23 protein-coding genes are annotated in these 21,808 nt (G+C 42.5%); 1 reads left to right on the top strand and 22 read right to left on the bottom strand.

The features are described from left to right. The first annotated feature begins 127 nt into the window (after positions 1 to 127). Positions 128 to 454: a hypothetical protein gene (locus tag ACFQZS_RS16535; RefSeq protein ID WP_377102051.1), complete on the top strand. Its 327-nt coding sequence runs from the start codon at positions 128 to 130 to the stop codon at positions 452 to 454. 165 nt (positions 455 to 619) lie between these two features. On the opposite strand, the gene ACFQZS_RS16530 is transcribed toward ACFQZS_RS16535, so the two are convergent. From ACFQZS_RS16530 to ACFQZS_RS16425, 22 genes are all read right to left on the bottom strand, one after another. Beyond that, positions 620 to 1,477: a tetratricopeptide repeat protein gene (locus ACFQZS_RS16530; RefSeq protein WP_377102050.1), complete on the bottom strand. Its 858-nt coding sequence runs from the start codon at positions 1,475 to 1,477 to the stop codon at positions 620 to 622. 86 nt (positions 1,478 to 1,563) lie between these two features. Beyond that, the gene (locus ACFQZS_RS16525; RefSeq protein WP_377102049.1) at positions 1,564 to 1,695 is read right to left on the bottom strand and encodes a hypothetical protein; all 132 of its coding nucleotides are present in this window, start codon (positions 1,693 to 1,695) and stop codon (positions 1,564 to 1,566) included. A gap of 61 nt (positions 1,696 to 1,756) precedes the next feature. Continuing rightward, on the bottom strand, positions 1,757 to 1,879 hold the full coding sequence (locus tag ACFQZS_RS16520; protein ID WP_377102048.1) for a hypothetical protein: 123 nt from the start codon (positions 1,877 to 1,879) through the stop codon (positions 1,757 to 1,759). 65 nt (positions 1,880 to 1,944) lie between these two features. Next, entirely contained in the window at positions 1,945 to 3,042 is a 1,098-nt protein-coding gene (locus tag ACFQZS_RS16515; protein WP_377102047.1) for an acyltransferase family protein, read from the bottom strand. Between the two features lie 86 nt (positions 3,043 to 3,128). Next, positions 3,129 to 4,130, bottom strand: coding sequence for an ABC transporter ATP-binding protein (locus tag ACFQZS_RS16510; RefSeq protein WP_377102046.1), 1,002 nt, complete (start codon positions 4,128 to 4,130; stop codon positions 3,129 to 3,131). Between the two features lie 128 nt (positions 4,131 to 4,258). After that, entirely contained in the window at positions 4,259 to 5,101 is an 843-nt protein-coding gene (locus ACFQZS_RS16505; RefSeq protein WP_377102045.1) for an outer membrane beta-barrel protein, read from the bottom strand. A 29-nt stretch (positions 5,102 to 5,130) separates the two neighbouring features. Beyond that, a complete protein-coding gene (locus ACFQZS_RS16500; RefSeq protein WP_377102044.1) occupies positions 5,131 to 5,901 on the bottom strand; it encodes a hypothetical protein in 771 nt (256 codons plus the stop codon). Continuing rightward, positions 5,885 to 6,457, bottom strand: a complete 573-nt coding sequence (locus tag ACFQZS_RS16495) for an RNA polymerase sigma factor (protein WP_377102043.1) — start codon at positions 6,455 to 6,457, stop codon at positions 5,885 to 5,887. The genes ACFQZS_RS16500 and ACFQZS_RS16495 overlap by 17 nt, the downstream gene beginning before the upstream one ends. Before the next feature lie 156 nt (positions 6,458 to 6,613). Continuing rightward, complete coding sequence (locus ACFQZS_RS16490; protein WP_377102041.1) at positions 6,614 to 7,189, bottom strand: DUF420 domain-containing protein; 576 nt, start codon at positions 7,187 to 7,189, stop codon at positions 6,614 to 6,616. Positions 7,190 to 7,295: 106 nt separating this feature from the next. Further along, positions 7,296 to 7,994: an SCO family protein gene (locus ACFQZS_RS16485; protein WP_377102039.1), complete on the bottom strand. Its 699-nt coding sequence runs from the start codon at positions 7,992 to 7,994 to the stop codon at positions 7,296 to 7,298. Continuing rightward, a complete protein-coding gene (locus ACFQZS_RS16480; RefSeq protein ID WP_377102037.1) occupies positions 7,994 to 8,347 on the bottom strand; it encodes a cytochrome C oxidase subunit IV family protein in 354 nt (117 codons plus the stop codon). Before ACFQZS_RS16480 ends, ACFQZS_RS16485 begins: the two co-directional genes overlap by 1 nt. A gap of 20 nt (positions 8,348 to 8,367) precedes the next feature. Further along, positions 8,368 to 9,096, bottom strand: coding sequence for a cytochrome c oxidase subunit 3 (locus ACFQZS_RS16475; protein ID WP_377102036.1), 729 nt, complete (start codon positions 9,094 to 9,096; stop codon positions 8,368 to 8,370). A gap of 25 nt (positions 9,097 to 9,121) precedes the next feature. Beyond that, the gene (locus tag ACFQZS_RS16470) at positions 9,122 to 9,646 is read right to left on the bottom strand and encodes a cytochrome c oxidase subunit 3 (RefSeq protein ID WP_377102035.1); all 525 of its coding nucleotides are present in this window, start codon (positions 9,644 to 9,646) and stop codon (positions 9,122 to 9,124) included. A 61-nt stretch (positions 9,647 to 9,707) separates the two neighbouring features. Next, the gene (gene cyoE / locus ACFQZS_RS16465) at positions 9,708 to 10,598 is read right to left on the bottom strand and encodes a heme o synthase (protein ID WP_377102034.1); all 891 of its coding nucleotides are present in this window, start codon (positions 10,596 to 10,598) and stop codon (positions 9,708 to 9,710) included. After that, on the bottom strand, positions 10,595 to 11,656 hold the full coding sequence (locus ACFQZS_RS16460; protein WP_377102032.1) for a COX15/CtaA family protein: 1,062 nt from the start codon (positions 11,654 to 11,656) through the stop codon (positions 10,595 to 10,597). The genes cyoE and ACFQZS_RS16460 overlap by 4 nt, the downstream gene beginning before the upstream one ends. An 81-nt stretch (positions 11,657 to 11,737) precedes the next feature. Continuing rightward, positions 11,738 to 13,624: a cytochrome c oxidase subunit I gene (locus tag ACFQZS_RS16455; protein ID WP_377102031.1), complete on the bottom strand. Its 1,887-nt coding sequence runs from the start codon at positions 13,622 to 13,624 to the stop codon at positions 11,738 to 11,740. Positions 13,625 to 13,633: 9 nt separating this feature from the next. Further along, on the bottom strand, positions 13,634 to 14,806 hold the full coding sequence (locus ACFQZS_RS16450; protein ID WP_377102030.1) for a cytochrome c oxidase subunit II: 1,173 nt from the start codon (positions 14,804 to 14,806) through the stop codon (positions 13,634 to 13,636). A 50-nt stretch (positions 14,807 to 14,856) separates the two neighbouring features. After that, positions 14,857 to 16,125 carry a quinol:cytochrome C oxidoreductase gene (locus ACFQZS_RS16445; protein WP_377102028.1) on the bottom strand — a complete coding sequence of 423 codons (1,269 nt, stop codon included), beginning with the start codon at positions 16,123 to 16,125 and terminating at the stop codon, positions 14,857 to 14,859. 12 nt (positions 16,126 to 16,137) lie between these two features. Further along, positions 16,138 to 16,722 carry a c-type cytochrome gene (locus ACFQZS_RS16440; protein WP_377102027.1) on the bottom strand — a complete coding sequence of 195 codons (585 nt, stop codon included), beginning with the start codon at positions 16,720 to 16,722 and terminating at the stop codon, positions 16,138 to 16,140. Beyond that, the gene (locus ACFQZS_RS16435) at positions 16,706 to 17,242 is read right to left on the bottom strand and encodes a DUF3341 domain-containing protein (protein ID WP_377102026.1); all 537 of its coding nucleotides are present in this window, start codon (positions 17,240 to 17,242) and stop codon (positions 16,706 to 16,708) included. Before ACFQZS_RS16435 ends, ACFQZS_RS16440 begins: the two co-directional genes overlap by 17 nt. 6 nt (positions 17,243 to 17,248) lie before the next feature. After that, positions 17,249 to 18,718, bottom strand: a complete 1,470-nt coding sequence (gene nrfD, locus ACFQZS_RS16430; RefSeq protein ID WP_377102025.1) for an NrfD/PsrC family molybdoenzyme membrane anchor subunit — start codon at positions 18,716 to 18,718, stop codon at positions 17,249 to 17,251. Positions 18,719 to 18,741: 23 nt separating this feature from the next. Next, complete coding sequence (locus ACFQZS_RS16425) at positions 18,742 to 21,786, bottom strand: TAT-variant-translocated molybdopterin oxidoreductase (protein WP_377102024.1); 3,045 nt, start codon at positions 21,784 to 21,786, stop codon at positions 18,742 to 18,744. Positions 21,787 to 21,808: the final 22 nt, after the last annotated feature.

Genomic DNA, 21,808 nt, shown 5'->3' with positions numbered 1-21,808 from the left:
TTTTTTGATATTCAAGTGGTTGGATGAAAAAGTTTTTTGTTTTGGGGTGAGTGGTTGCATTAAGTTCATTGGGTGGGTGGTACGCCAGTCTAAAGGTCACCTTTTTATAATGGCCGTATTAATGTATATGCAGTCTGGATTAATAAGAGTCGTCGCTTTTTATAAAAGTTATAAGGCAACTATTATAGCCTATTCCTTTTATCTGGCTATTTGGTGGATCACAGTAAGTACGCAATCACAATACCACACCGAAATTGACCACATGGACGCTGGAGAAAAAGTAGCCAGAGGTGAGGGTGTAATGTATGGATATTTGCTAATATTTCTTTTAAGTATAGGTGGCACAATAGTAATGTTACTAAACGCACTTATTGACCGGAAAAAGCGTTTTTTTTATTTGATTATGAGCGCGCTAATTGCCCTTCCTTTAATAATGTATCTTTCTATAAACTGAATATAAATAACATGGGCGTTGCCTGCGGCCGGGCTTTCCGCTCATACGCCTGCAGGCCTTAGGCGCAAGGCCGGTATCCGCTGCAATCCCTAACGCGGATACTACTTATCGTATGGTGGCTTTTCAATAACAGTGTTGAACAACTAACTGATTTAATTTCATCGCCTAAAACCCCGAAGCTACAATCCTTTGATAGGTGGGCGATCCTACCGGGTAATACTCTTTAGCTAAACGCATCCATTTGGTGTACTCTTCTTTATTGTTCAGGTCTTTGTATGCAATTGCGGTGTTCACTGCCATTTCGCCGCGCTGATCAGACTTTACATTATCAGGAAAAAGCAACAATCCTTTTTTAAATACCTCAATGGCTTTATCAAACTTTTTTGTACCACTATAGGCATAACCCAACTCCTTGTAAAGGTTAAAGTCTTTAGGCTTATTTTGGATATCAGCCTCCAGCATTTTAATTGCATCCTCAAAACGACCCAGGGCATTGTACGCAAATACCATCTCAAATCTAACCTTATCATCTGCGGGGTTTACCCGGTTAGCTTTTTCCAGATACTTAAGCGCGATGGTTGGGTTGCCGGCCGCGTTGTAGTTCCATCCCATGCGGTAATTATAATACACACTATCTTTAACCCCGGTGTAGTACACTTTTATCCAGTAGGGTTCAGCCGGTAAGTTAAGCTCTTTTATACGTGCATCCGGCAAAATTGCTACGTTTTTAGTACCCTGCGCTAAGCGATATTTGATATTTCCGTTCTTTGAGATCGTGCTATCGGCAACAAACTTTCCATCAGGCAGTACAGAAAAAAAACCTTTCAAATCAAATGTAAACCCGGCAGTCAGATCTATATAAACAAATCCATAAGGATATCCACGGGCCGCATCGCGTTCAAAAACAACCCATTTCTTTTCGCAGGCGGTAAAATTTTTATCAAATTTAAGGTCGGGTGGGTTTTGCGATACCGCTTTAAATGCGCACAAAAGCATTACAAAAGACAGGACAAGGTTCTTCATTCAGGGTTATTTTTACTAAAGTTAGGTTTATTTTATAAAACAAAAAAGCTCCCGGCTTAAAAAGCGGGGAGCCTGGTTGGAGCCTTCTATCTTGGCGGGCCCGGTGCACCTGCTGGCCGTGGCGGCGCCTGCCCCGGTTTTGGTAAAGAACCGCAACCCGCGCCAATAGCAGCGAAAATTGCGCCTAAGAGTAGCATGCTTATTAATTTCTTTTTCATAGCTGTGATGTTTTTATGATAGACACCCACAGGATGCCATTTGTTTTAAAAGCTTTTAAACTTAACCTTGCGGTGCTCCGGGTGGCGCGGGTGGCGGTGAAACACGGCGCGATGAACCGCATCCGGCAATAAGCGCGGTGCAAAACACACCAAGGAACAGCAAAGTAACAATTCGTTTTTTCATAGCGGGCAGTTTAGTATATAATAGCTACCGGGTTATTTTGTTTCAGAAAACTAAAAGGAGGTTCATTACCGCGCAAGCGATCCGAATTTTTTACGAAGCCTGACAAACGGGCGCTCTACTAAATAATAAGATGCCAGCGACAACAGAAGCGTTAAGCCCAGCATTAAACAAAGCCACGTTGGGGTGGCAAATGCAAAATAATGATTGGCCACGGTAACCGCCAGCCAATGAAAAAGGTACAGCGAATAACTTAACTTACCGATAAAAACCAGCACAATATTTTCAAATATCCTTCTGATGATGGAAGTATGGGCCAGGTAGCCAATACCAGGTACGATAAACATAAAAGCAATGGATTGCCTGGTGAATCTGAACGACTCGGCAAAAATGTGACTACCAAACACAGCAGAACTTAATATAATAACTATGCCTATGAGCAAAGCCCAGGGCGACTTTATAATATTAATATACCACTTGGCCTGCTTTTGATAAATAAGCAATGCCGAAATGCAGCCCCACATAATAGCGTCAACCCTGGCTTCGGTTACCACGTAAATGCGCATTGTTGCAGCGTAATTGTTGCCGGCATTATAAAGTACATAATGTCTATATAAAAAAGCGGCCAGGCATACCACAAGCGACAAATAAAGCAATTTGCTGCCTTTACTATGCAGCAGGTAAAACAATACAGGAAAAACCAGGTAAAAATGCTCTTCTATAGCCAATGACCATACTATGTTAAAAATATCATCAAACCCGTTAGTGGCCGGCGGTTTAAGGTAGATGTAGTAGTAATTAGCAAAATAAAACAGCGAAGAAAGAATGGCTAATGGCTGTACGCGCGAATGAAATATCAGTAACAGCGCTACCGCCAGCACTGTCATTAATAATAAAGCAGGGTAAAGCCTTATTATACGCCGCAGGTAAAAATTCTTGAGGTTGATGGTGTTGTTGGTATTATACTCACCTATCAGCAAGCGGGTGATCAGTAAGCCGCTGATAAAGAAAAACAGACTAACACCGAAACCACCCGGTATTATTTGCCCAAAGCCAATATGAGCCAGTATCACTAAAATTATAGCAACTCCGCGTAGGCCATCAAGATGGGGCTGGTAAGTATTTTGCAGGCCGGGATTGAGTGTTTGTGATTGATGCTGTTTCAAGATTACCCCTTTAAACGCTAAAATACGCTTTGACCCGCGTTTTAAAAAATCCAGGGGCTTTGTGATGTGGCTTATATAGCAAAGCTTTAAAACTCCAAGTACCTGCTTATTTTGATATGCACCTTATCTCCCTCTTGATATTTATCCGGCTGGTCATTCAGCAAACGCAGGGTTACTTCATTTTTCTCAACCAATAATCCTTCGTGGCTGCCTTTAAAAAGCACCTGTTTTATCATCCAGTCTTTACGGGTCCAACTGGTGGTAGGCCTTACCCATTCAGGGTAAATCACTATATGTTCTTTATCGCTGTGTATACCACAAACGGCTGCTTCGCTTTGGTTGAGTATATTACAGCCGGTAAGCAAACGCGCGGTGTACAGGTTTTGCGGTTTTTGGTAGAGTTGCTTTGGATGGCCCGCCTCAAGTATCTCGCCATCTTTTAAAACTATCAGTTCATCTGCCATGCTCAGCACTTCAGCCGGATCATGCGATACCATTATTACTGTCAGCCCGGTTTCTTTTACTATCTGTCTTATATCCTGTTGTAATCCTTCGCGGAAGGAAGTATCAACCTGATTAAAAGGCTCGTCTAACAATAAAACTTCGGGTTTAGTTACCAGGGCACGGGCTATAGCTACGCGCTGCTTCTCGCCACCACTTAAAAAAGTTACCTGCTTGTCTGCTATCCGGGTAATGTTAAGTTGCTGCAGTACACGTTGTGTGTTTTCCTCCTTGGCAGCTACATCCGTATTAGGTAAAAGCACGGCAATGTTATCCCATACTTTGGCAAAAACGTTCAAACCATCCGTGTCCTGGGTAACCATGCGCATGGCATCATGGCCGGGTATCAGTTTCTCCTCCGGTCCCCAAACGCGATCTCCTTTAAATTTCACCTCTCCTTCATCCGGCGACAGCAACCCATACAGCATTTTAAGCAGGGTGCTTTTCCCGCTGCCGCTCTCGCCTATAATCGCGGTTATTTTCCCTTGCGCAATACTTAGTGTTGTTGTTTTTACCCCGGCCGACTGCTTGCCCGGGTAAATTTTACTTACGGATTGTGCCTCAAGAAATGGAGATTGGTTTGCCATGGGTGGCAAAGATAGCCACTAAAAACGTCATGCCGAATTTATTTCGGCAACCCACCAAACCTCAACCCATGCTGAGCTTATGGGATACTGAAATAAATTTAGCATAACATTTTCAAATCTATTGGTCTTTAAAACCCAAACGTAAACCCGAAGTTAAAGCCCTTTAAACCTGCCTGCGCCGGGCTGTTCTCAAACATATCGTTAAAGTAGTATTTGGCAAATATGCCTCCACCGCCATACCCTAAGCGCGCAAACGCACCGTAGCGCATTTTGGTAAAGTGATAGTCGTCGTCTATTTTTTGTTTGCCGCGTTCAGCGCTAATTTGTTTAACGCGCCCTCCGGTTAAAATACCAACCTCCGGACCTGTTACAAACCTGAAGCGCTTGCCATTAGAAAATTCCTTTGTCCTGAACTCAAACGAAAGCGGGATACGCAAATAGGTTGATGAGAAACGGTTTTTGCTGAAATTAACATTATCATTTATATAGGTTAATGACGAGCCACCTTTTTGTATAGTTACGTTCTCTCTAAGGCGGATAAGTGTCCAGTCGAAACCACCTGATATGTACATTTTAAAGTGATTGTTAAAGCGGTAACCAAACTGTACAAGGTCAAAACCTACGTTACTGGTTTTCCATGAGCGGTAACTTAAAAACTGGTTTTGCGGCGATAGGGTAAAGCTGCCATTATCAATCAGCGTAGCCAGGCCTATGTCAAACCTTGAAAAAGTAATGCCAAAATTAAATCCAGGCGCTCCGGCCCTGGCTTTACGCGCGCTGTCAACCTTGGCTTTCCTGTCGCCAAAACTAAACATAACCATCTTCCTTTTTTTAACCGTAACGGTAGTGTCGGTTTTTACTATGGTATCATTTTTTGTTACTGTTGTAGTTGTTGTTACTGTTGTAACGGTTTGTGCAAAGCCCATGCTTGCAACCGCAGCTATTATGGCGGTAAGTAAAAAGCGTTTCATATATCGTATGTATTAATAATAATAGGATGTTATTGTTTTTTTATTTTAAAAATGCCCAGGTTTACGCCGGTAATTCTTGTTCCCTCGTCGTTATTAGCATCTGTAAATTCTATCAGTTTATCTTCCCTTTTATCAACAGCGGCAATAATGGTATTAAAAAAGCCGCCTAAGCCATGAGCGCGTTTTTTTTCGGGGCTTTTTTCTGGTATCGGGTCAGTTATATATGATCCAGGTGCTTCCGTGATCGTCTTCGGCTGATTAATTAAGGTTGCCGTAACCGCGCCGATCTCTGTATCAGGAGCCTGGGGCCGCAAAAGTATTGGCTTCTCTACCGTCGCATTAGCTAAAACCGGTTCTGTTTTTTGTGCTACAGGATTCGAGGATAGTATAGTTTCTTCTTTTACCTGTTCAACCTGCGGTACTTTGTTTGCCGGCACCGGCTTTTTTGGCTCAACCGCCACCACTGCCTTTTCTTTTAAATAAGTATCATCCTCCACATTGTCAACTTCAACAGGGGGCTTGCTGGTATCGCTTGTTGATAGCGGCTTAACGGGTTTTACTTTTACCAAAGTAACAGGCTGATGGGGTTTTTTAACCGTTTTATTTAAAAACAACACGGATACGCAGGCCAGTACAATAACACTTGCTGCAATACCCAGGTAAGGCATAATTGAGCGTTTGGCTTTTTTACCATCTAAATCCCGGGTAATGTTCTGCCAAACATGTGCTGATGGTTCCATTTCAAAGTCGCCCAACTTTGAGTTAAATAGCTGGTCAAACTCCTTATCCTGCATTTCCATATCTTTTATCCTCCATTTTGATAACCATATCTTTTAAAATTGAGCGGGCCCTTGATAGTTGCGATTTTGACGCACCCTCGGTTATTCCCACCATCTCCCCTATCTCTTTGTGCGAATACCCTTCAATAGCATACAGGTTAAATACTATCCTGTAATTGTGCGGCAGATCCTGTATAATCCCCATCAGATCTTTTGCGCTTAATGTGGCAATTGCAACGGCGTTAACTGAAGGCTCATGAGCCGAATCAACAACATCCATCAATTGCAGCGATTTATGATACTTACGATGATACTCTATCGCGCTATGTACCATTATTCTTCTAACCCACCCTTCAAATGCGCCCTCGCCACGATAGTCATTCAACTTTTTAAAAAGGTTGATAAAACCGTTTTGAAGCATGTCCTCGGCTTCTGCTTTGTCTGTGGCGTAACGCATGCAAACCCCCAGCATTTTTGAAGCCAACAGTTTATACAATATCTCCTGCGCCTTCCGCTCGCCCGTTTTGCAGCGGGTAACTAATTCATCAATTGTGTAAGTTGGTTTCAATAATCGCATTTAATAGTATGATGAAAGCTACAGGCAATTGGTTGCAGAGAAAACGAAATATTTTTAAGACCCTGATAAAGCTAAGTTAAACTTAGCCATTAAACAAAAAGCCTCCCGCAAGAACATGCGCAGGAGGCTTTTTACCTTTTATGATTAGCGTATTTTTTAAAAGTGATAAAATGGCTTGATCATTAAATAAACCACTACCCCGCTTACAGTTACAAATAACCATATAGGGAAGGCCCAGCGCACCAGTTTGCGGTGCTTTTCAACCTGCATTTGCAGGCCGCGATGGAAACTTAATAATATTAATGGCAAAACCCCGGCAGCCAGGATAATGTGCGGGGTTAAAATAGCGAGATATATTTTGCGCAGCGTGCCATACTGTGTTATCTCATTGCCTAAAACTTTGCCATCGCCGTTAATGTCGCCATAAATGGTGTCGCGTTGCATAAGGTAATGGAACAGGATGTACGACACCAGGAATATAGCCGACAGGCAAAAGGTTAAAATATTTAGCCTTTTATGCACAGTTATGTTGCCCTGCTTTATATAATATAGTGATACCAGCAGCAACACCGTACAAGTGCCGTTAATAAAGGCATTAAGCATGGGCAAATAAGGTGTAAAGGCAGGTGTTACAGCCGGACCCGGGATGATGTGCCGGTTTAAAACAACTACCACCAGTATAACCACAACGGTTACAATGGCTACGAATCGGAATATAAATTTATCAGTCATTTTTTGTTAGATGTAAGATCAAGAGCCAAGAGTCAAGATTCTTTGCATTATTAAAATAGTAACCCTCCCGATAATCGCCTATTTTCTTGACTCTTGCTTCTTGAATCTAATAAAGCGGTTCATCCATCTCGCGCAATTCTTCGGCTATCAACACTTTTATTTCGTCGTTTAACCGGGTTATCTCCGTTATTGACGCGCCGGAGTAATAACCGCGTATGCGTTTCTTTTTGTCTATCAATATCAGCTTATCGCTATATATAAAATTGCCATTGCCGGCATCAACAGCGTTTACCAAAAACCCTTGCCGGGCCAACGGATACACGCTCGCGGTGTCGCCTGTAAGGAACATCCATTTTACGCCCGCGGGATTAAACTGTTTAGCATATTTTTTTAATACGGCTACCGAGTCGCGCTTGGGATCAACCGTTATAGATATAAATGAAACCAGTTTATTCTTTTTATAAGTGTCAAGCAGGGCCTTCAAATTAGTATTAGTAGCCTGGCAAACACCGGTGCAATTGGTATAAAAAAAGTTAGCTACAAAAATATTGCTATCAAGGCCTTTGGTAGTCACCTCGTTGCCATCCTGGTCGGTTAATTTAAACTGAGGCAGCTGATGATAAATGGTATCAGGAATAAACTTCCCGTGAAACTTATGCCCGGTTTTGGCAACCTGTTTGGGGCCATAAACCGGAAGTGGTTTATACCTGTTTTTACCCTTTGCGGTAAGTAGATAATATAAAAATCCCGGTAGTGCTAATATCACTACCAGGATCAATATTTTTTTCAGTAAACTGGGTTTCATTACGGATGTCTCAATCCAATCCAGTGGTGACTCTCATTAGTAAGCACCAGGATTAAACCGATGATGAACAGAATAGGAACTATGATAGAATAAACCAAACCCACTTTTTCAAACTTTAAGTGCATAAAGTAAGCTACAATGTAGAAGGCTTTAGCCAGTGTTAAAATTATATATATTGGATTAGCAATACTGCGATCTATATATCCTTTCTCGACAAAGTAAAGCGCTATAATGAACTCAATTACTGTTATTCCAAGCAATACGAAAAACACTTGCCAGATTTTCTTGGCGGTCATTCCTTCGCCATGATCATGGTCGTGATCGTGGTGTGCAACGTCTGTATGTGATGACATAATATATATCTGTTAAAAAGTTAAACCAAATAGAAGAAGGTAAATACGAATACCCAAACCAGATCTACAAAGTGCCAGTAAAGGCCAACTTTTTCGATCATTAAATAGCTGCCGCGTTTCTCATAGGTACCGCCTAAAACATTGAGGGTGATAATAATATTGATAATAACACCGCTAAATACGTGGAAACCGTGGAAACCGGTAATAGTAAAGAACAGGTTGGCAAAAGCCTGCGCTGCTGTTTGCTGCGTAGCTAAAACGCCATGCTCATCACTAAAAAATTCTTTTAATACATGAGGATCTTTAGGGATACTTGCCCACCAGAAACCTTCGTGATGCAGGTGCGTCCACTCTAAAGCCTGGCAACCCAGGAACGCGAAACCGCCAATAATTGTCCAGATCATCCATTTAACCACCTCGCTTTTTGAATTACGATGGCCCGCCTCAACGGCTAATACCATGGTAACTGAACTCATGATCAGGATAAACGTCATGATACCCACAAAAACCAGAGGATAACCGCTATCTACCAAACCCGGTACAGATTGGAAAACCTTATCGGCAGCCGGCCATGTAGGCATGCTGAAACGAAGGGAACCATATGATATAAGTAATGAAGAAAAGGTAAAGGCATCCGATAAAAGGAAGAACCACATCATCATTTTACCGTACTCAACCTTAAAAGGAGAATGACCACCGGCCCATGGGGTTGTTTTTATTTCATCAATTTTTGATACTGCTTCGCTCATTTGTAGTTTAGCTATAGAATTGTTATTAATGTTGGTTCAAAAGTAAAAAAACATACAGATAAATCCATATAATATCCACAAAATGCCAAAAAATAGATGACATCTGCATGTTGTATAAGTTCTTAACCTGTGGCGCATTGCGATAGCTTCTGAATAATGTGAAGCTCAATAAAGCCAACCCGGCTATAATATGCAAAAGGTGCATCCCTGTAAATATGTATACAAAGGATATAGATGCATTGGTATTAACTAAAAAGGCCTGCGCTTTTACCAGCTGCCCCCAACTTAATACCTGTATAACAAAGAAAGCTACCCCTAACAAAATTGTTACCCAAAGGTATAGCCGTTGCTTACCAAACTGCAAACGCTTTGCAGCTGTTGAAGCCATAAATATGGTGATGCTGCTTAGCACAATTACCGCTGTACTGTATTTAAAAGCATCGGGCAGCTGCATACCAAGGGCTTTGCCGCCCCTGCCGCCTATGTATACAATAAAACCACTGGTTAAGGCCGCAAAAAACATAAACGATGTGAATATGAAGATCCACATGTTGAATTTTTTAGCGCCGAGGTTTAATTTATCTTCTTGTTGTATCTGAGCCATCATCATCTCACTTTCCTATAAAATCAAATAAAAACATTAACTGCACTACCGGCAACCAAAAAAACGATCCGAACATCAGTTTCCTCGCTTCGGGTATCTGCCGGGTGCGCAATAACATAATTGCCTGGTATAAAAATATCAGACTGCAAATTAATGATACACCACCCACGTAGTAACCCCCATAACCTAAAATAGTTGGCAGCAAGCTTACGGGTACCAATATTACGGCAAATATAACAGTAATTATGGCGCTGCCGGCGTCCCTGTTCCCGGTGGGTAACAAACGGAAACCTGCCAGCTTATAATCATCATCCAAAACCCAGGCTATAGCCCAGAAATGTACAAACTGCCACACAAATTGTATGGAGAACAGCACCAACGCGATCTCGTCAATACGTCCGTGTGGCTGCCCCGCAACATAACCTATCAATGCCGGAAACGCGCCCGGGAAAGCTCCCACAAAAACCGATATAGGCGATTTCCTTTTCAACGGCGTATAGGCAAAGGCATACAACAAAATTGACAAAACAGAGAGCAGGCCGGTAAGTATGTTAAGGGTGCCTAATATATAAGTGCCGGCCATACCCATGCCTAAACCTAAAACCAAACCTTGCCCGGTGGTCATACGTCCGGCAGGCATAGGGCGGTCCTTAGTGCGTTTCATTAGCTTATCCAGATCCACCTCTATAACTTCGTTAAAGCTGTTAGCTGCTGCGGTTACCAAAAACCCGCCAACAACCAGCTTTACCCAGTTTAACCACATTGTTGAACTATATAATGAACCCCAGGTGTTACCGCCGTTAGCTTTTACCGCTATGATGAAGGATATAGATGCAGAAAACACCACCAAAAAGGTGAGCCTGAATTTTATAAGCTTTGAAAAATCGCTATACTTCATTGATGCCCCCCGTGTAAACTTGCCGAGCGATATAAATTCAGCAACAAATAAAACTGCGCTCCAAACAATAAACTCGCCAACAGTATATGGCTGGCTTGCGCCACAGGTGGCAGCGCCATGTAAGCCAATGCAACACCGGTAACTATTTGCAATACGATCATCAGGAACGAAAAGCTCATTATCTGCTGCTGTATAGAGTGCCTGTTAAAGCCCCGGCGTATCAGGATGTATAGAACAATATTCACCGCGAGTACCAGTAAGGCAAGGTCGCGGTGGTCAGTAAAAATTTTACCGGCATTAGTTATCCATGTAGCGCGATAGCCGTCCTGCAGGCGCGTAGCAATAGCGTCAATACGCTCACGTACTTCTGTACCAAATGTTATTTGTACAACCGACAAAGCCAATGCCGCTATAGTAACGATATAGGTTATCATGTTAACCCGCAAGGCCGGTCTTCCACTTGCGCGGGCCAGATGATACGTTGCAATACATATAGCCAGAATGGCGAGTGCCAATAACAGGTGTACAGTAATTATCCATGCCACCAGGTTAGTTGATACTACTATAGACCCCAACCAGGCCTGAAAGCCGATCAGTACCAGGTTAAAAACACTTAAAAATGGTATCAGTTTATTTTTATCAGCGTAAGCAAAAGAATAAACGGCGGTAAGTAATAAGAATATGCCGGATGCAGCGCCAATTAAGCGGTTAACGTACTCTGTCCACGTGCGGGCGGCATTAAACTCTTCCGGAACCAATATTGACCGGTCTTCGCGCAGGCGTTTTGCCAAATCAGTGTAGCCAAATACATCCAAGGTTTTGGCAAAGCGTTGGTTTTTAGCTCTCCGGCCCTCCAAATACTTGTCCTTATAATTTTCAGGTAACTGGTCTGCACTTAGGGGAGGTATATAACTCCCAAAACATTTAGGCCAATCGGGGCATCCCATGCCCGAACCTGTGCTGCGCACCACGCCGCCTGCAAGTATCAAAACAAAAAGCAGTATAATGCTAAAAAGATTGATCCTTTGAAATCTATGTTTCGCGGTGGTTTTGTGCATCTATCTATCTTAAAAAATTAGGGTATCTGTTATGGATATTACTCCGGTACAGATACCCTAAAAGAATCAGATCAGTAAATATTATTTTACTTCTTCGTTAGCTTTTTGTGTATTTGTCCATTTACTAAGTTCCTCTAAACCGGCAGGATTATCTTCAAAATCATGCGGAACGTTTGAACTCATAGTTTGCGACAATGGAGTAGTTTGTAATATATAATCCTCTTCGGCACCAGGCTTGCTATAATCATAAGGCCAACGATAAACCGAAGGTATCTCTCCATGCCAGTTTCCGTGGAAATGCTCAACAGGCGCGGTCCACTCCAGGGTATTAGCCTGCCATGGGTTTTGAATGGTTTTCTTACCCCAGAATATAGAGTGGATAAAGTTATACAGGAACGCAACCTGCGCTAATGCAGATATAATGGCGGCCCAGGTAATAAACATATTAACTGATAACCAACGCTCCATAGAAACAAACTCTGTGAATGCGTAATAACGGCGTGGTACACCATCAAGACCCATAAAGTGCATTGGGAAAAACACCAGGTAAGCACCTATAAAGGTTAACCAGAAATGCAGATAACCTAATTTGTCATCCATCATTTTGCCAAACATTTTAGGGAACCAGTGATAAACACCGGCAAGCATACCAAATATAGCCGCAGAACCCATTACCAGGTGGAAGTGAGCTACTACGAAATAAGTATCGTGAAGATTGATATCCAAAGCAGCATTACCAAGGAAAATACCTGTAATACCACCAGAAATGAAGAACGACACCATACCGATAGCGAACAACATAGCAGGTGTAAACCTGATGTTACCGCGCCATATAGTAGCCAGCCAGTTAAACGTTTTTACAGCTGATGGTACCGCGATGATCAATGTCGTGATCATGAACACACCGCCCAGGAACGGATTCATACCCGTTACAAACATGTGGTGACCCCATACTATAAATGATAATACTGTAATACCAATTAATGAGTAAACCATTGCATGGTAACCAAAGATAGGTTTACGTGAATTTACCGACATGATCTCTGATGAGATACCCATTGCCGGCATAATTACGATGTATACTTCAGGGTGACCCAGGAACCAGAATAAGTGCTGGAATAAGATAGGGCTACCACCTTCAAAAGGCATAACCTGTCCTTGTACTACGATGTCTGATAGGTAAAAGCTGGTACCAAAGCTGCGGTCAAAAATTAACAACACAACACCTGCTACTAATACAGGGAATGATAATACACCCAGGATAGCCGTTAAGAAGAATGCCCATATAGTTAAAGGCATCTTCCAAAGGTCCATACCTTTAGTACGCATGTTCAACACGGTACTAACGTAGTTAATACCACCCATTAGCGATGAAGCAATGAAAAATACCATACTGATCAGCCACAGCGTCATGCCCATGCCTGAACCTTTCATCGCGGTTGGTAATGCTGATAACGGCGGATAAATTGTCCATCCCGGACCGGCAGGCCCTTTTTGGATAAAGAATGATGAAAGCATTATTACACAGGCCGTAAAGAAGAACCAGTATGATAACATGTTCATAAATGGCGAAGCCATATCACGCGCACCTACCTGTAATGGTATTAATAAGTTACTGAAAGTACCGCTCAAGCCGGCTGTCAACACAAAGAATACCATGATGGTACCATGTATAGTAACCAATGAAAGGTAAAACTCAGAATCAAGGCGACCCTCAGGCGCGAAACGGCCCAATAATGTTTCTAATAAAGGGAATGCTCTATCAGGATAGGCTAACTGGATCCGGAATAATATAGAAAGTATCATTGCGATGAAAGCCATAGCGATACCTGTTATAAGGAATTGCTTAGCGATCATTTTATGATCCTGACTGAAAATGTATTTTGTTAAAAAAGTGTCTTTATGGTGATGCTCGTGACCCTCTTCGTGATGTCCTACTGCGTGATCGTGAACTGCTAATGTTGACATATTCGCTAATTAATTGTTTAACGCTAACCTGTTTGTAGAAATATTATTTTTTTTAACCTCGGCTAATTTCAACTCCGTTCTTAAAGCCGGTGTTAAATAAGGTTGTTGTTTGGCTAACCATTGGTTGTACTCGGCCTCGCTTACTACACGCACAATTTTTTGCATGTTGTAGTGGCTGGCTCCGCATATTTTGTTGCAATAAACCAGATACTCAAATTTAGGATCATCGGTTTTTTGGCGCATCTGTTCTGTAGTATACGTTGGTGTAAACTTAAAGAACGTAGGCAAGCCGGGTACCGCGTTCAGCTGAACACGGAAGTGTGGCATGTAAACGCTATGGATAATATCCTTAGAGCCGATATTCAACCTTATTGATTTGTTAACCGGTAAGTACATAGTGTCGGCTTTCAAATCGTCAAGGCTATTTTTGTCGGTATAATCAATACCCAGTTTATTTGCGCCTGCAATCAACTTGTAGTTCTTTTTACCTAACAAGTTATCCGGCCCCGGGTATCTCAGGTTCCAGGCAAATTGCTCTCCTGTTATATCCACGTTTATATCACCCTTAACCTCTTTAGTATTGGTTACTTCCTGCCATGTAAAAAAGCCGAAAATTACCAATACGGTTAATACAATAGCCGGTGCAATTGTCCATACCTTTTCAATAGTGTTATTGTGTGGTAAAAAGTAAGCCCTGCGTTTTGCTGAATGCCTGTATGCAAATAAAAACCCAAAAAGTAATATCTGTGTAACTACGAAAACCACCATGGTAATGCCGGTAGTTGTCCAGAACATGCTGTCTATTTTAACACCATGTTTAGAAGCTGCTTCAGGCAATATCATGTTTCCGTGTACGGAAAAAGACCAAACGGTGCCAATGCCACCAGCTACCAGGAATAGGATACAAATAACACCCATAAGGTTATTCCAGTGGATACCTGTTTTACCTTGTATCTTCTGGCTCAGATCATAAACCCGCAAAATTTTGCCGACAATAGCAACAGCTATGCAAGCCAGTACGAAAAGCAATATATAATAGCTCACACTTAACCAGTCAACACCCGGCTTCTCTGCTGCCGCAGTAGCAGTACCTTGCGCCATAAGCAAATTGGTGCCGGTAAGCATCAAAACAGCAGCAAGCGAAAGCTTCTTTTTAGAAATTAGTATTTGATTGAATCCCATTGTAATTGGTAGTTTGGTATTCTGTTTTTGTTGCAAATTTAACAATATAATTATATGTGATGATGTAAGCTCTCTTGCAGGAACGGGTGGTTCTTCGGCGCCAAAGCCTTGAACTTGCTTAGGGCAGTAAATATCAGGAATGCAAATAAACCGGCAAACCCAATAAACGTACCCACCTCTATCCATGAAACAGCCACAAACCATTCAGAAAAATGCCCAACGGTACCTGGCATTATCATTTGGAAATAATCAAACCAGTGGCCAACTATCAGGATAACACAAGCTGCCTGTAATATAGCAGTTGAACGTTTTGAATCACGCGCCATCAACACAAGCAATGGTGTTAAAAAGTTAACTACTATACTTAACCAAAACCATGGTTTAAAATCAGGCTCCCATCTCTTATAGAAATAAGCTGTCTCCTCAGGAATGTTAGCATACCAGGTTAACAGGAACTGAGCAAACCACAGGTAAGTCCAGAACACAGAGAAACCGAATATTAACTGACCCATATTATGCAAATGATCTTGCGTTACCCACGCTAAGTATCCTTGCTTACGCAGGTAAATGATAATTAGCGTCATGGTGGCTAAACCGGTTACCCAAAGGGCGGCAAAGTTGTACCAACCGAACATAGTTGAGAACCAGTGTGCTTCTAATGACATGATAACGTCAAACGCGAATACCGGGATAGTGAAACCAAATATTACCAGGAATACGCAGGCCAGTTTAAAGCTTTTGTCGTAATTTGACATGCCCGCTAGTTCATCCTCGTTAGTTGAGTATTTCACAAATAAACGGCTAAGTAATATGTAAGCCAATAAGAAGCCAATTACGCGTGCTAAAAAGAATCCTAAATTAAGGTAGCCAGATTTACCGGCAATAATTGCATCGTATCCTTCTGTACCTGCTTTAGTGATCTCGTGTTGGCCCCATATTTTGTAAAGGTAAGGTGCCACAACATTATGCCCTTCTTCATTAGGAATAGTTTGGGTAAAAGTAAGCCCGGCAATTATAATCACTACCAAAATAATAGCAGGTATAGGCAATATCTTTATAAAAGCATGCGGAACGCGAAGTATTGAAGCTGACCAACCCGACTGAGTTACATACTGAATGGCGCAAAAGAACGCACCAGCCAAACTTACACAGGTAGTATAATAGCCCATCAGTAATAAATTAGAAAAGGTACGCTCAACCTGGCCCGTAATAAAACCAAGCGCAATCACTATAACACCTATAGCGATGGCCGCAAGGCTCCAGGTTTTTGCTTTGCCCGCAAATTCAAACTGTTCGTCAAAATTATTATGAGTCTTCATCAAATTTGTTTCTTATAAGTTTTGTAAATGGTGAACATACATTACAACTTTCCAACGCTCTTCTGGCGCCAGTTGCGATGCGTATGATCCCATTGCGTTTAAGCCGTAAGTTATAGTATGATAGATCTTGCCATCGCTAAGTTCTTTCATTGTACCGCCGCGTGATGACTGGCCTGTAGCATAATTTGGTGGCGGCGGGAAGCCATGTTTCACCACTTCACCATCGCCCGCGCCGGTAGCACCGTGGCATGGCGAACAAAATGTAATGTACAGTTTTTTACCTTCGGCTAAAGTTGCAGGGTTAGCAGCAAGTGGATTTACAATACCTGTTGCAGCTGCTGCATATCCTTCATTACTACTCGGAAAATCAAAACGGGTAAAGCCTATTGGTGTGGTATTAGCAGGCGGAACCTGTGCTGTTTTACCGTCTTTAAATTGCTCATTCTTCTGATCAGGATCATATGCAATGTGCTCATACATATTGGGTGCATACTCCCATCCGGTACTGCGTTTGTCATTACATGATGTAGTTACCACCGATGCAACAACAGCCACAACCGCTGTTCCCAATATTTTATATTTATTCATAGCTAACATATTTTCTGGTGTTATGCTTAACTTCTACTGCTCCTGCTTCTTTTAATATATTCGTTATATCCTCGTGCGGTACATTGCCCTTAGCATCAATTGCTATTACAAAACGGTCATCAGTTGCACGCAGGTCCATTACTCTTGGCGCTCTGCCCGGAAAAAGGTGCGTAGCGTAAAAGAAGGTGAACGCCATACCAAAAGCGGTAAATAAAACCGTCCACTCAAAAGTTGCCGGAATAAAATCCGGAACGGCGAAATAGGGTTTACCACCAATGTTCATTGGCCAGTCATGTACCAAACAGTAGTAAATAATACTGAATATAACGGTACCGCCTAAGCAACCGAACATGAATGCCGCATAACCCAGGCGCGACTCCTTAACGCCCAACTTGGCGTCAATACCGTGTATAGGCATGGGGGTGTATACATCATAAATAGGGATACTATTTTTCTGTAACTTGTCAATCCCGTGCATCATCACATCCGGATCGTCAAAAAGTCCTAATATATATTTAGTGCTGCTCATTGTTGATTATGCGTTTTCGTATTTTTCTAAATCTACCGTATCGTAAGGGATCAATGAATCTTTATAGTATTGAACCTGCTCCGGATCAAGGTGACCTTCTTCAATTTGTTTCTTCTTAGCTTGCTCGCTTGATGATTTCAGTAACAGTTTCACTTCGGCCATTGCAATTGAAGGCAACACGCGAAGGAACAAAAGGAACAAAGTAAAGAACAAGCCAATTGAACCAATAAACACGCTCACATCTACCCATGTTGGATAGAACATTGACCAGCTTGATGGTATAAAGTCGCGGTGTAGAGAGGTTACGATAATTACAAAACGCTCAAACCACATACCGATGTTTACTATAATAGATAACACCCAAGCCATGGCGATATTGGTACGGATCTTTTTGAACCACATTACCTGGGTCATCAGGATGTTACAGCCATACATCATACAGCCAGCCCACCAGAACGGACCGGTAAAGCGGTTAAGGAAAGTATATTGCTCGTACTCGCCGCCTGAATAGTAAGCGATAAAGAACTCGGTTAAGTAAGCCACACCTACTATTGAACCTGTTACAAGAATGATCTTGTTCATTGATTCGATGTGGAACATGGTGATGTAGTTTTCCAAACCTAAAACCTTACGGGTAACCAGCAATAGTGTTTGCACCATGGCGAAACCCGAGAAGATTGCTCCGGCAACGAAATAAGGAGGGAAAATTGTTGTGTGCCAGCCCGGCTCTAATGAGGTAGCAAAGTCCATTGATACGATGGTGTGTACCGAAAGTACCAGTGGCGTTGATATACCTGCTAATATTAATGATACAGTTTCAAAACGCTGCCATGTTTTAACTGAACCTGTCCAACCGAATGAGCAGATTGAGTAAATTCTGCGGCGAAGGCCTGTAGCGCGGTCGCGGATTGAGGCAATATCCGGTAATAAACCAATGTACCAGAATACTAATGATACAGAGAAGTAAGTTGATATCGCGAACACGTCCCATACCAGCGGCGAGTTAAAGTTAACCCACAAACCAAACTGGTTTGGAAGCGGCAAAGGCCAGTAAGCCAACCATGGGCGGCCCATGTGCGATACTACATAAGTAGCGGCGCAAATTACCGCGAAGATCGTCATCGCCTCGGCAGAGCGGTTAATTGAATTACGCCAGTTTTGACGGAACAGTAACAAGATTGCCGAGATAAGCGTACCGGCGTGACCGATACCTACCCACCACACGAAACCGGTAATGTCCCAGGCCCAGCCAACTGTTTTATTCAAACCCCATGATCCGATACCGTACCAAAAGGTCCAGCTAACTGCAAACACCCAAAGGCAAGCGCCTATAGCAGATACGATGAAACCTATCCACCAGGCTTTGTTAGGTGCATTTTCAACAGGTGTAAGAACATCGTTAGTTATTTTGGCGTAGGTAATGCCTTCGCCCGTAATTAACGGTTCCCTTATTATTGATTCTTTATGAGATGCCATACTTTATATATAATAATGATAGCTTAAGCTTCTAATTCAAATGTGTTTCTAACTTTTGCCTGATAACCTATACCTGCTTCAACGTTAAATTCTTCAAGCACATAGTAAGTTCTTTCGCTCTTCAATGCTTTTGACACTGCCGAGTTAGGGTCATTACGGTTACCGAATATGATGGCACCGGCAGAACAGGTTTGCTCGCAGGCCATTTTTATCTCGCCATCACGTACAGGGCGTTTCTCAACTTTAGCTTTCAGCTTACCTGCTTGTATCCTTTGGATACACATTGAGCATTTTTCCATAACACCACGTGAACGGGTAGTTACATCAGGGTTTAATACTAATTGTGTATGCGGATTATTCAGGTAGTTATCAAAACGTGAGTCGTTCCAGTAGTTGAACCAGTTAAACCTGCGTACTTTGAACGGACAGTTGTTAGCGCAGTAACGTGTACCCACACAACGGTTGTAAGCCATGTGGTTTAAACCTTCTGATGAGTGAACGGTAGCTAATACCGGGCATACGGTCTCGCACGGAGCGTGATCGCAGTGCTGGCAAAGCATTGGCTGGTGAACAACTGATACATTGCTGATATCTTCCAGTTTAGCTATTTCAGTTTCCTCTGTAATACCTTCGCCTTTTTCGTTGAAAGTATAGTAACGATCAATACGGATCCAGTGCATTTCGCGACGACGACGTACCTCATCGCGACCAACAACCGGGATATTATTTTCGGCGTTACAAGCTACCACACAGGCACCGCAACCGGTACAGGCGTTAAGGTCGATAGCCATAACCCAATCATAATTAGGGCGCTCATGCTCTTGCCAGAAAAGATCATATTTTTTATGCCCTTCGTGATGGCCAACCGCGTGTGCAGGGTTTTTAACAAACTCAGCAAGGCTGGTTTCGCGCACTATGTTACGCCCCTCAATAGAGTGGTGTGTTTGTGTTTGTGCTAATTGTATGTTGTCGCCGGTTTTACCAACCTTAGCAACAGTTGTAGTTTGGAAGGTGCCATTACGCAAGCTATAGAAAGGGAAAGCGTTTTTACCTACACCACCTTCAATTACCAAGCCACCGCTGGTACGGCCATAACCTACCGCTACTGATACCGTTCCGGCTGCCTGGCCCGGCTGTAATAAAGCAGGTAAAGCAATTGAGTATCCGTTAGCGTCAATTGTAACTACATCACCTTCTACTAAACTTAAACGCTTCATGTCCTCTAAAGACATGGCAGCGAAGTTATCCCAGGTAACTTTAGAGACCGGATCCGGCAGCTCCTGTAACCATGGGTTATTAGCATGCTTACCATCGCGGATTGCTGAAGTTTGATAAATCTGCAATTCCAGGTTATCGCCTGAAGTGGCTAACTGAGCGCTTTGGCTTAATACTTTTTGCGCTACACCATTCAGATCAAAGCTGAATGCGTAAGCACCGGCTGGTTTATCAGCAGCTTTTATAAAACCTGTTTGCAACACACTTTCCCATCCGGCCTGGCCTGAAAGACCTGCTAACGGAAGTACTCTTGTATTCCAAACGTTTCTAACATAGTTGTAGTAATTATTAACCGCGTTAGATGACCATACCAATAAGCTTTGTTCAGCCTGGCGGGTATCATAAACCGGGTTAATGGTTGGTTGCATTACGGTATAGTAACCTTCAATAGCGCTGTCATCACCCCAAGACTCTAAGTAGTGGTGGTTAGGTGCTATTACATTACATATAGCTGCAGTTTCATCTTTTGTGTCAGAGAATGATACACGCAACGGAACTTTTTCAATAGCCTTAGCTAATGCCGCGCCTTGATAAAAATCATAAACAGGGTTAGCATTCAGGAAGAATACCGCGCCAACTTCGCCGCGCTTAACTTCGTTAACAAAATCAGCTAATTCAGCATCGTTACCGGCATATTGTCTTGAATAGTTATCCAGATCAATTGTAGTACCGTAACTGCCTAGTAAACCGTTGATAGCGTTAACCAATATTTGTATAGCTACATCATTTGAGCCTGCAACTACCAGCGAGCGGCCTTTAGCTGCAACTAGCTCTTTAGCCACAACAGCTATAGCGTTATTGGCAGCTTTATTCTGCAATGCTTTGCTGCCCGGTAAAGTAGTACCAGAAATAGCGTTGTAAAGATTAACCAAAGCAATACCCTCTTCTGATGGTTTTAGCGCTATGCGCACATCAGCGTTGGTGCCGGTTAAGCTCATGCCTGTTTCAAACTGGATGTGGCGAGACATTTTTTTCTCTTCCAGTGCTTTAGCAGCGCGTTTTGATACATACTGACGGGTAAATTCTTCGCCTGAGATCCAGGTGCCTAAAAAGTCGGCGCCGAAGCTTACAATCACGTCAGCCTTATCAAAATTATAGTGAGGCAAAACAGCTTTACCAAAACTATTTTGGTTAGCCTGAATAATACCTGTGTAGGATACTGCATCATAAGTTACATGCTTTGCAGTAGGGTAAGCAGCTATAAAATCAGCAATTACGCTTAGTGTAGACGGGCTGGAAATGGTTGAAGATACGATACGGATTTTTGTACCGGCATCAACAATCTTAGCTAACTCTAATATAACATGATCATCAAGTGTGCTCCAGGTAACGCCTGCTCCATCTTTAACTGCACCTTGTACACGGTTAACATCATAAAGTTCAAGTACCGATGCCTGAGCCTGAGCGCTCAAACCACCTTTTGAAAGAAGATCATTCGGGTTACCTTCTACTTTGATAGGCCTTCCTTCGCGGGTTTTAACCATAATGGCCGAACCTTCGTAAGTTGACACGTAGTAATTGGCAACACCCGGCGTAACCTCTTCCGGTTTAATTAAATATGGGATGGATTTGTGTACAGGTACCCTTTGGCAAGCAGCCAATGTAACCGCGCCAACACCAAAACCTACCGCTTTTAAGAAATCGCGGCGAGGAGTTTTACCCGCAAGGCCGCCACCTTCCAAAACATCTTCAATTGGAATAGGCTCCGCAAATTCGTTTTTGTTCAGTTCAACAAATTCCGGGGTTCGGGTTAGTTCTTCAACACCTTTCCAGTATTTTTTATTGCTATCCATTTAAGCTGTAATATAAAACTGT

The sequence above is a fragment of the Mucilaginibacter calamicampi genome (assembly GCF_042676765.1).
Taxonomy (GTDB): Bacteria; Bacteroidota; Bacteroidia; order Sphingobacteriales; family Sphingobacteriaceae; genus Mucilaginibacter; species Mucilaginibacter calamicampi.
Note: the sequence above shows the minus strand (reverse complement) of the source record. Positions and strands in the feature narration are given on the sequence as shown.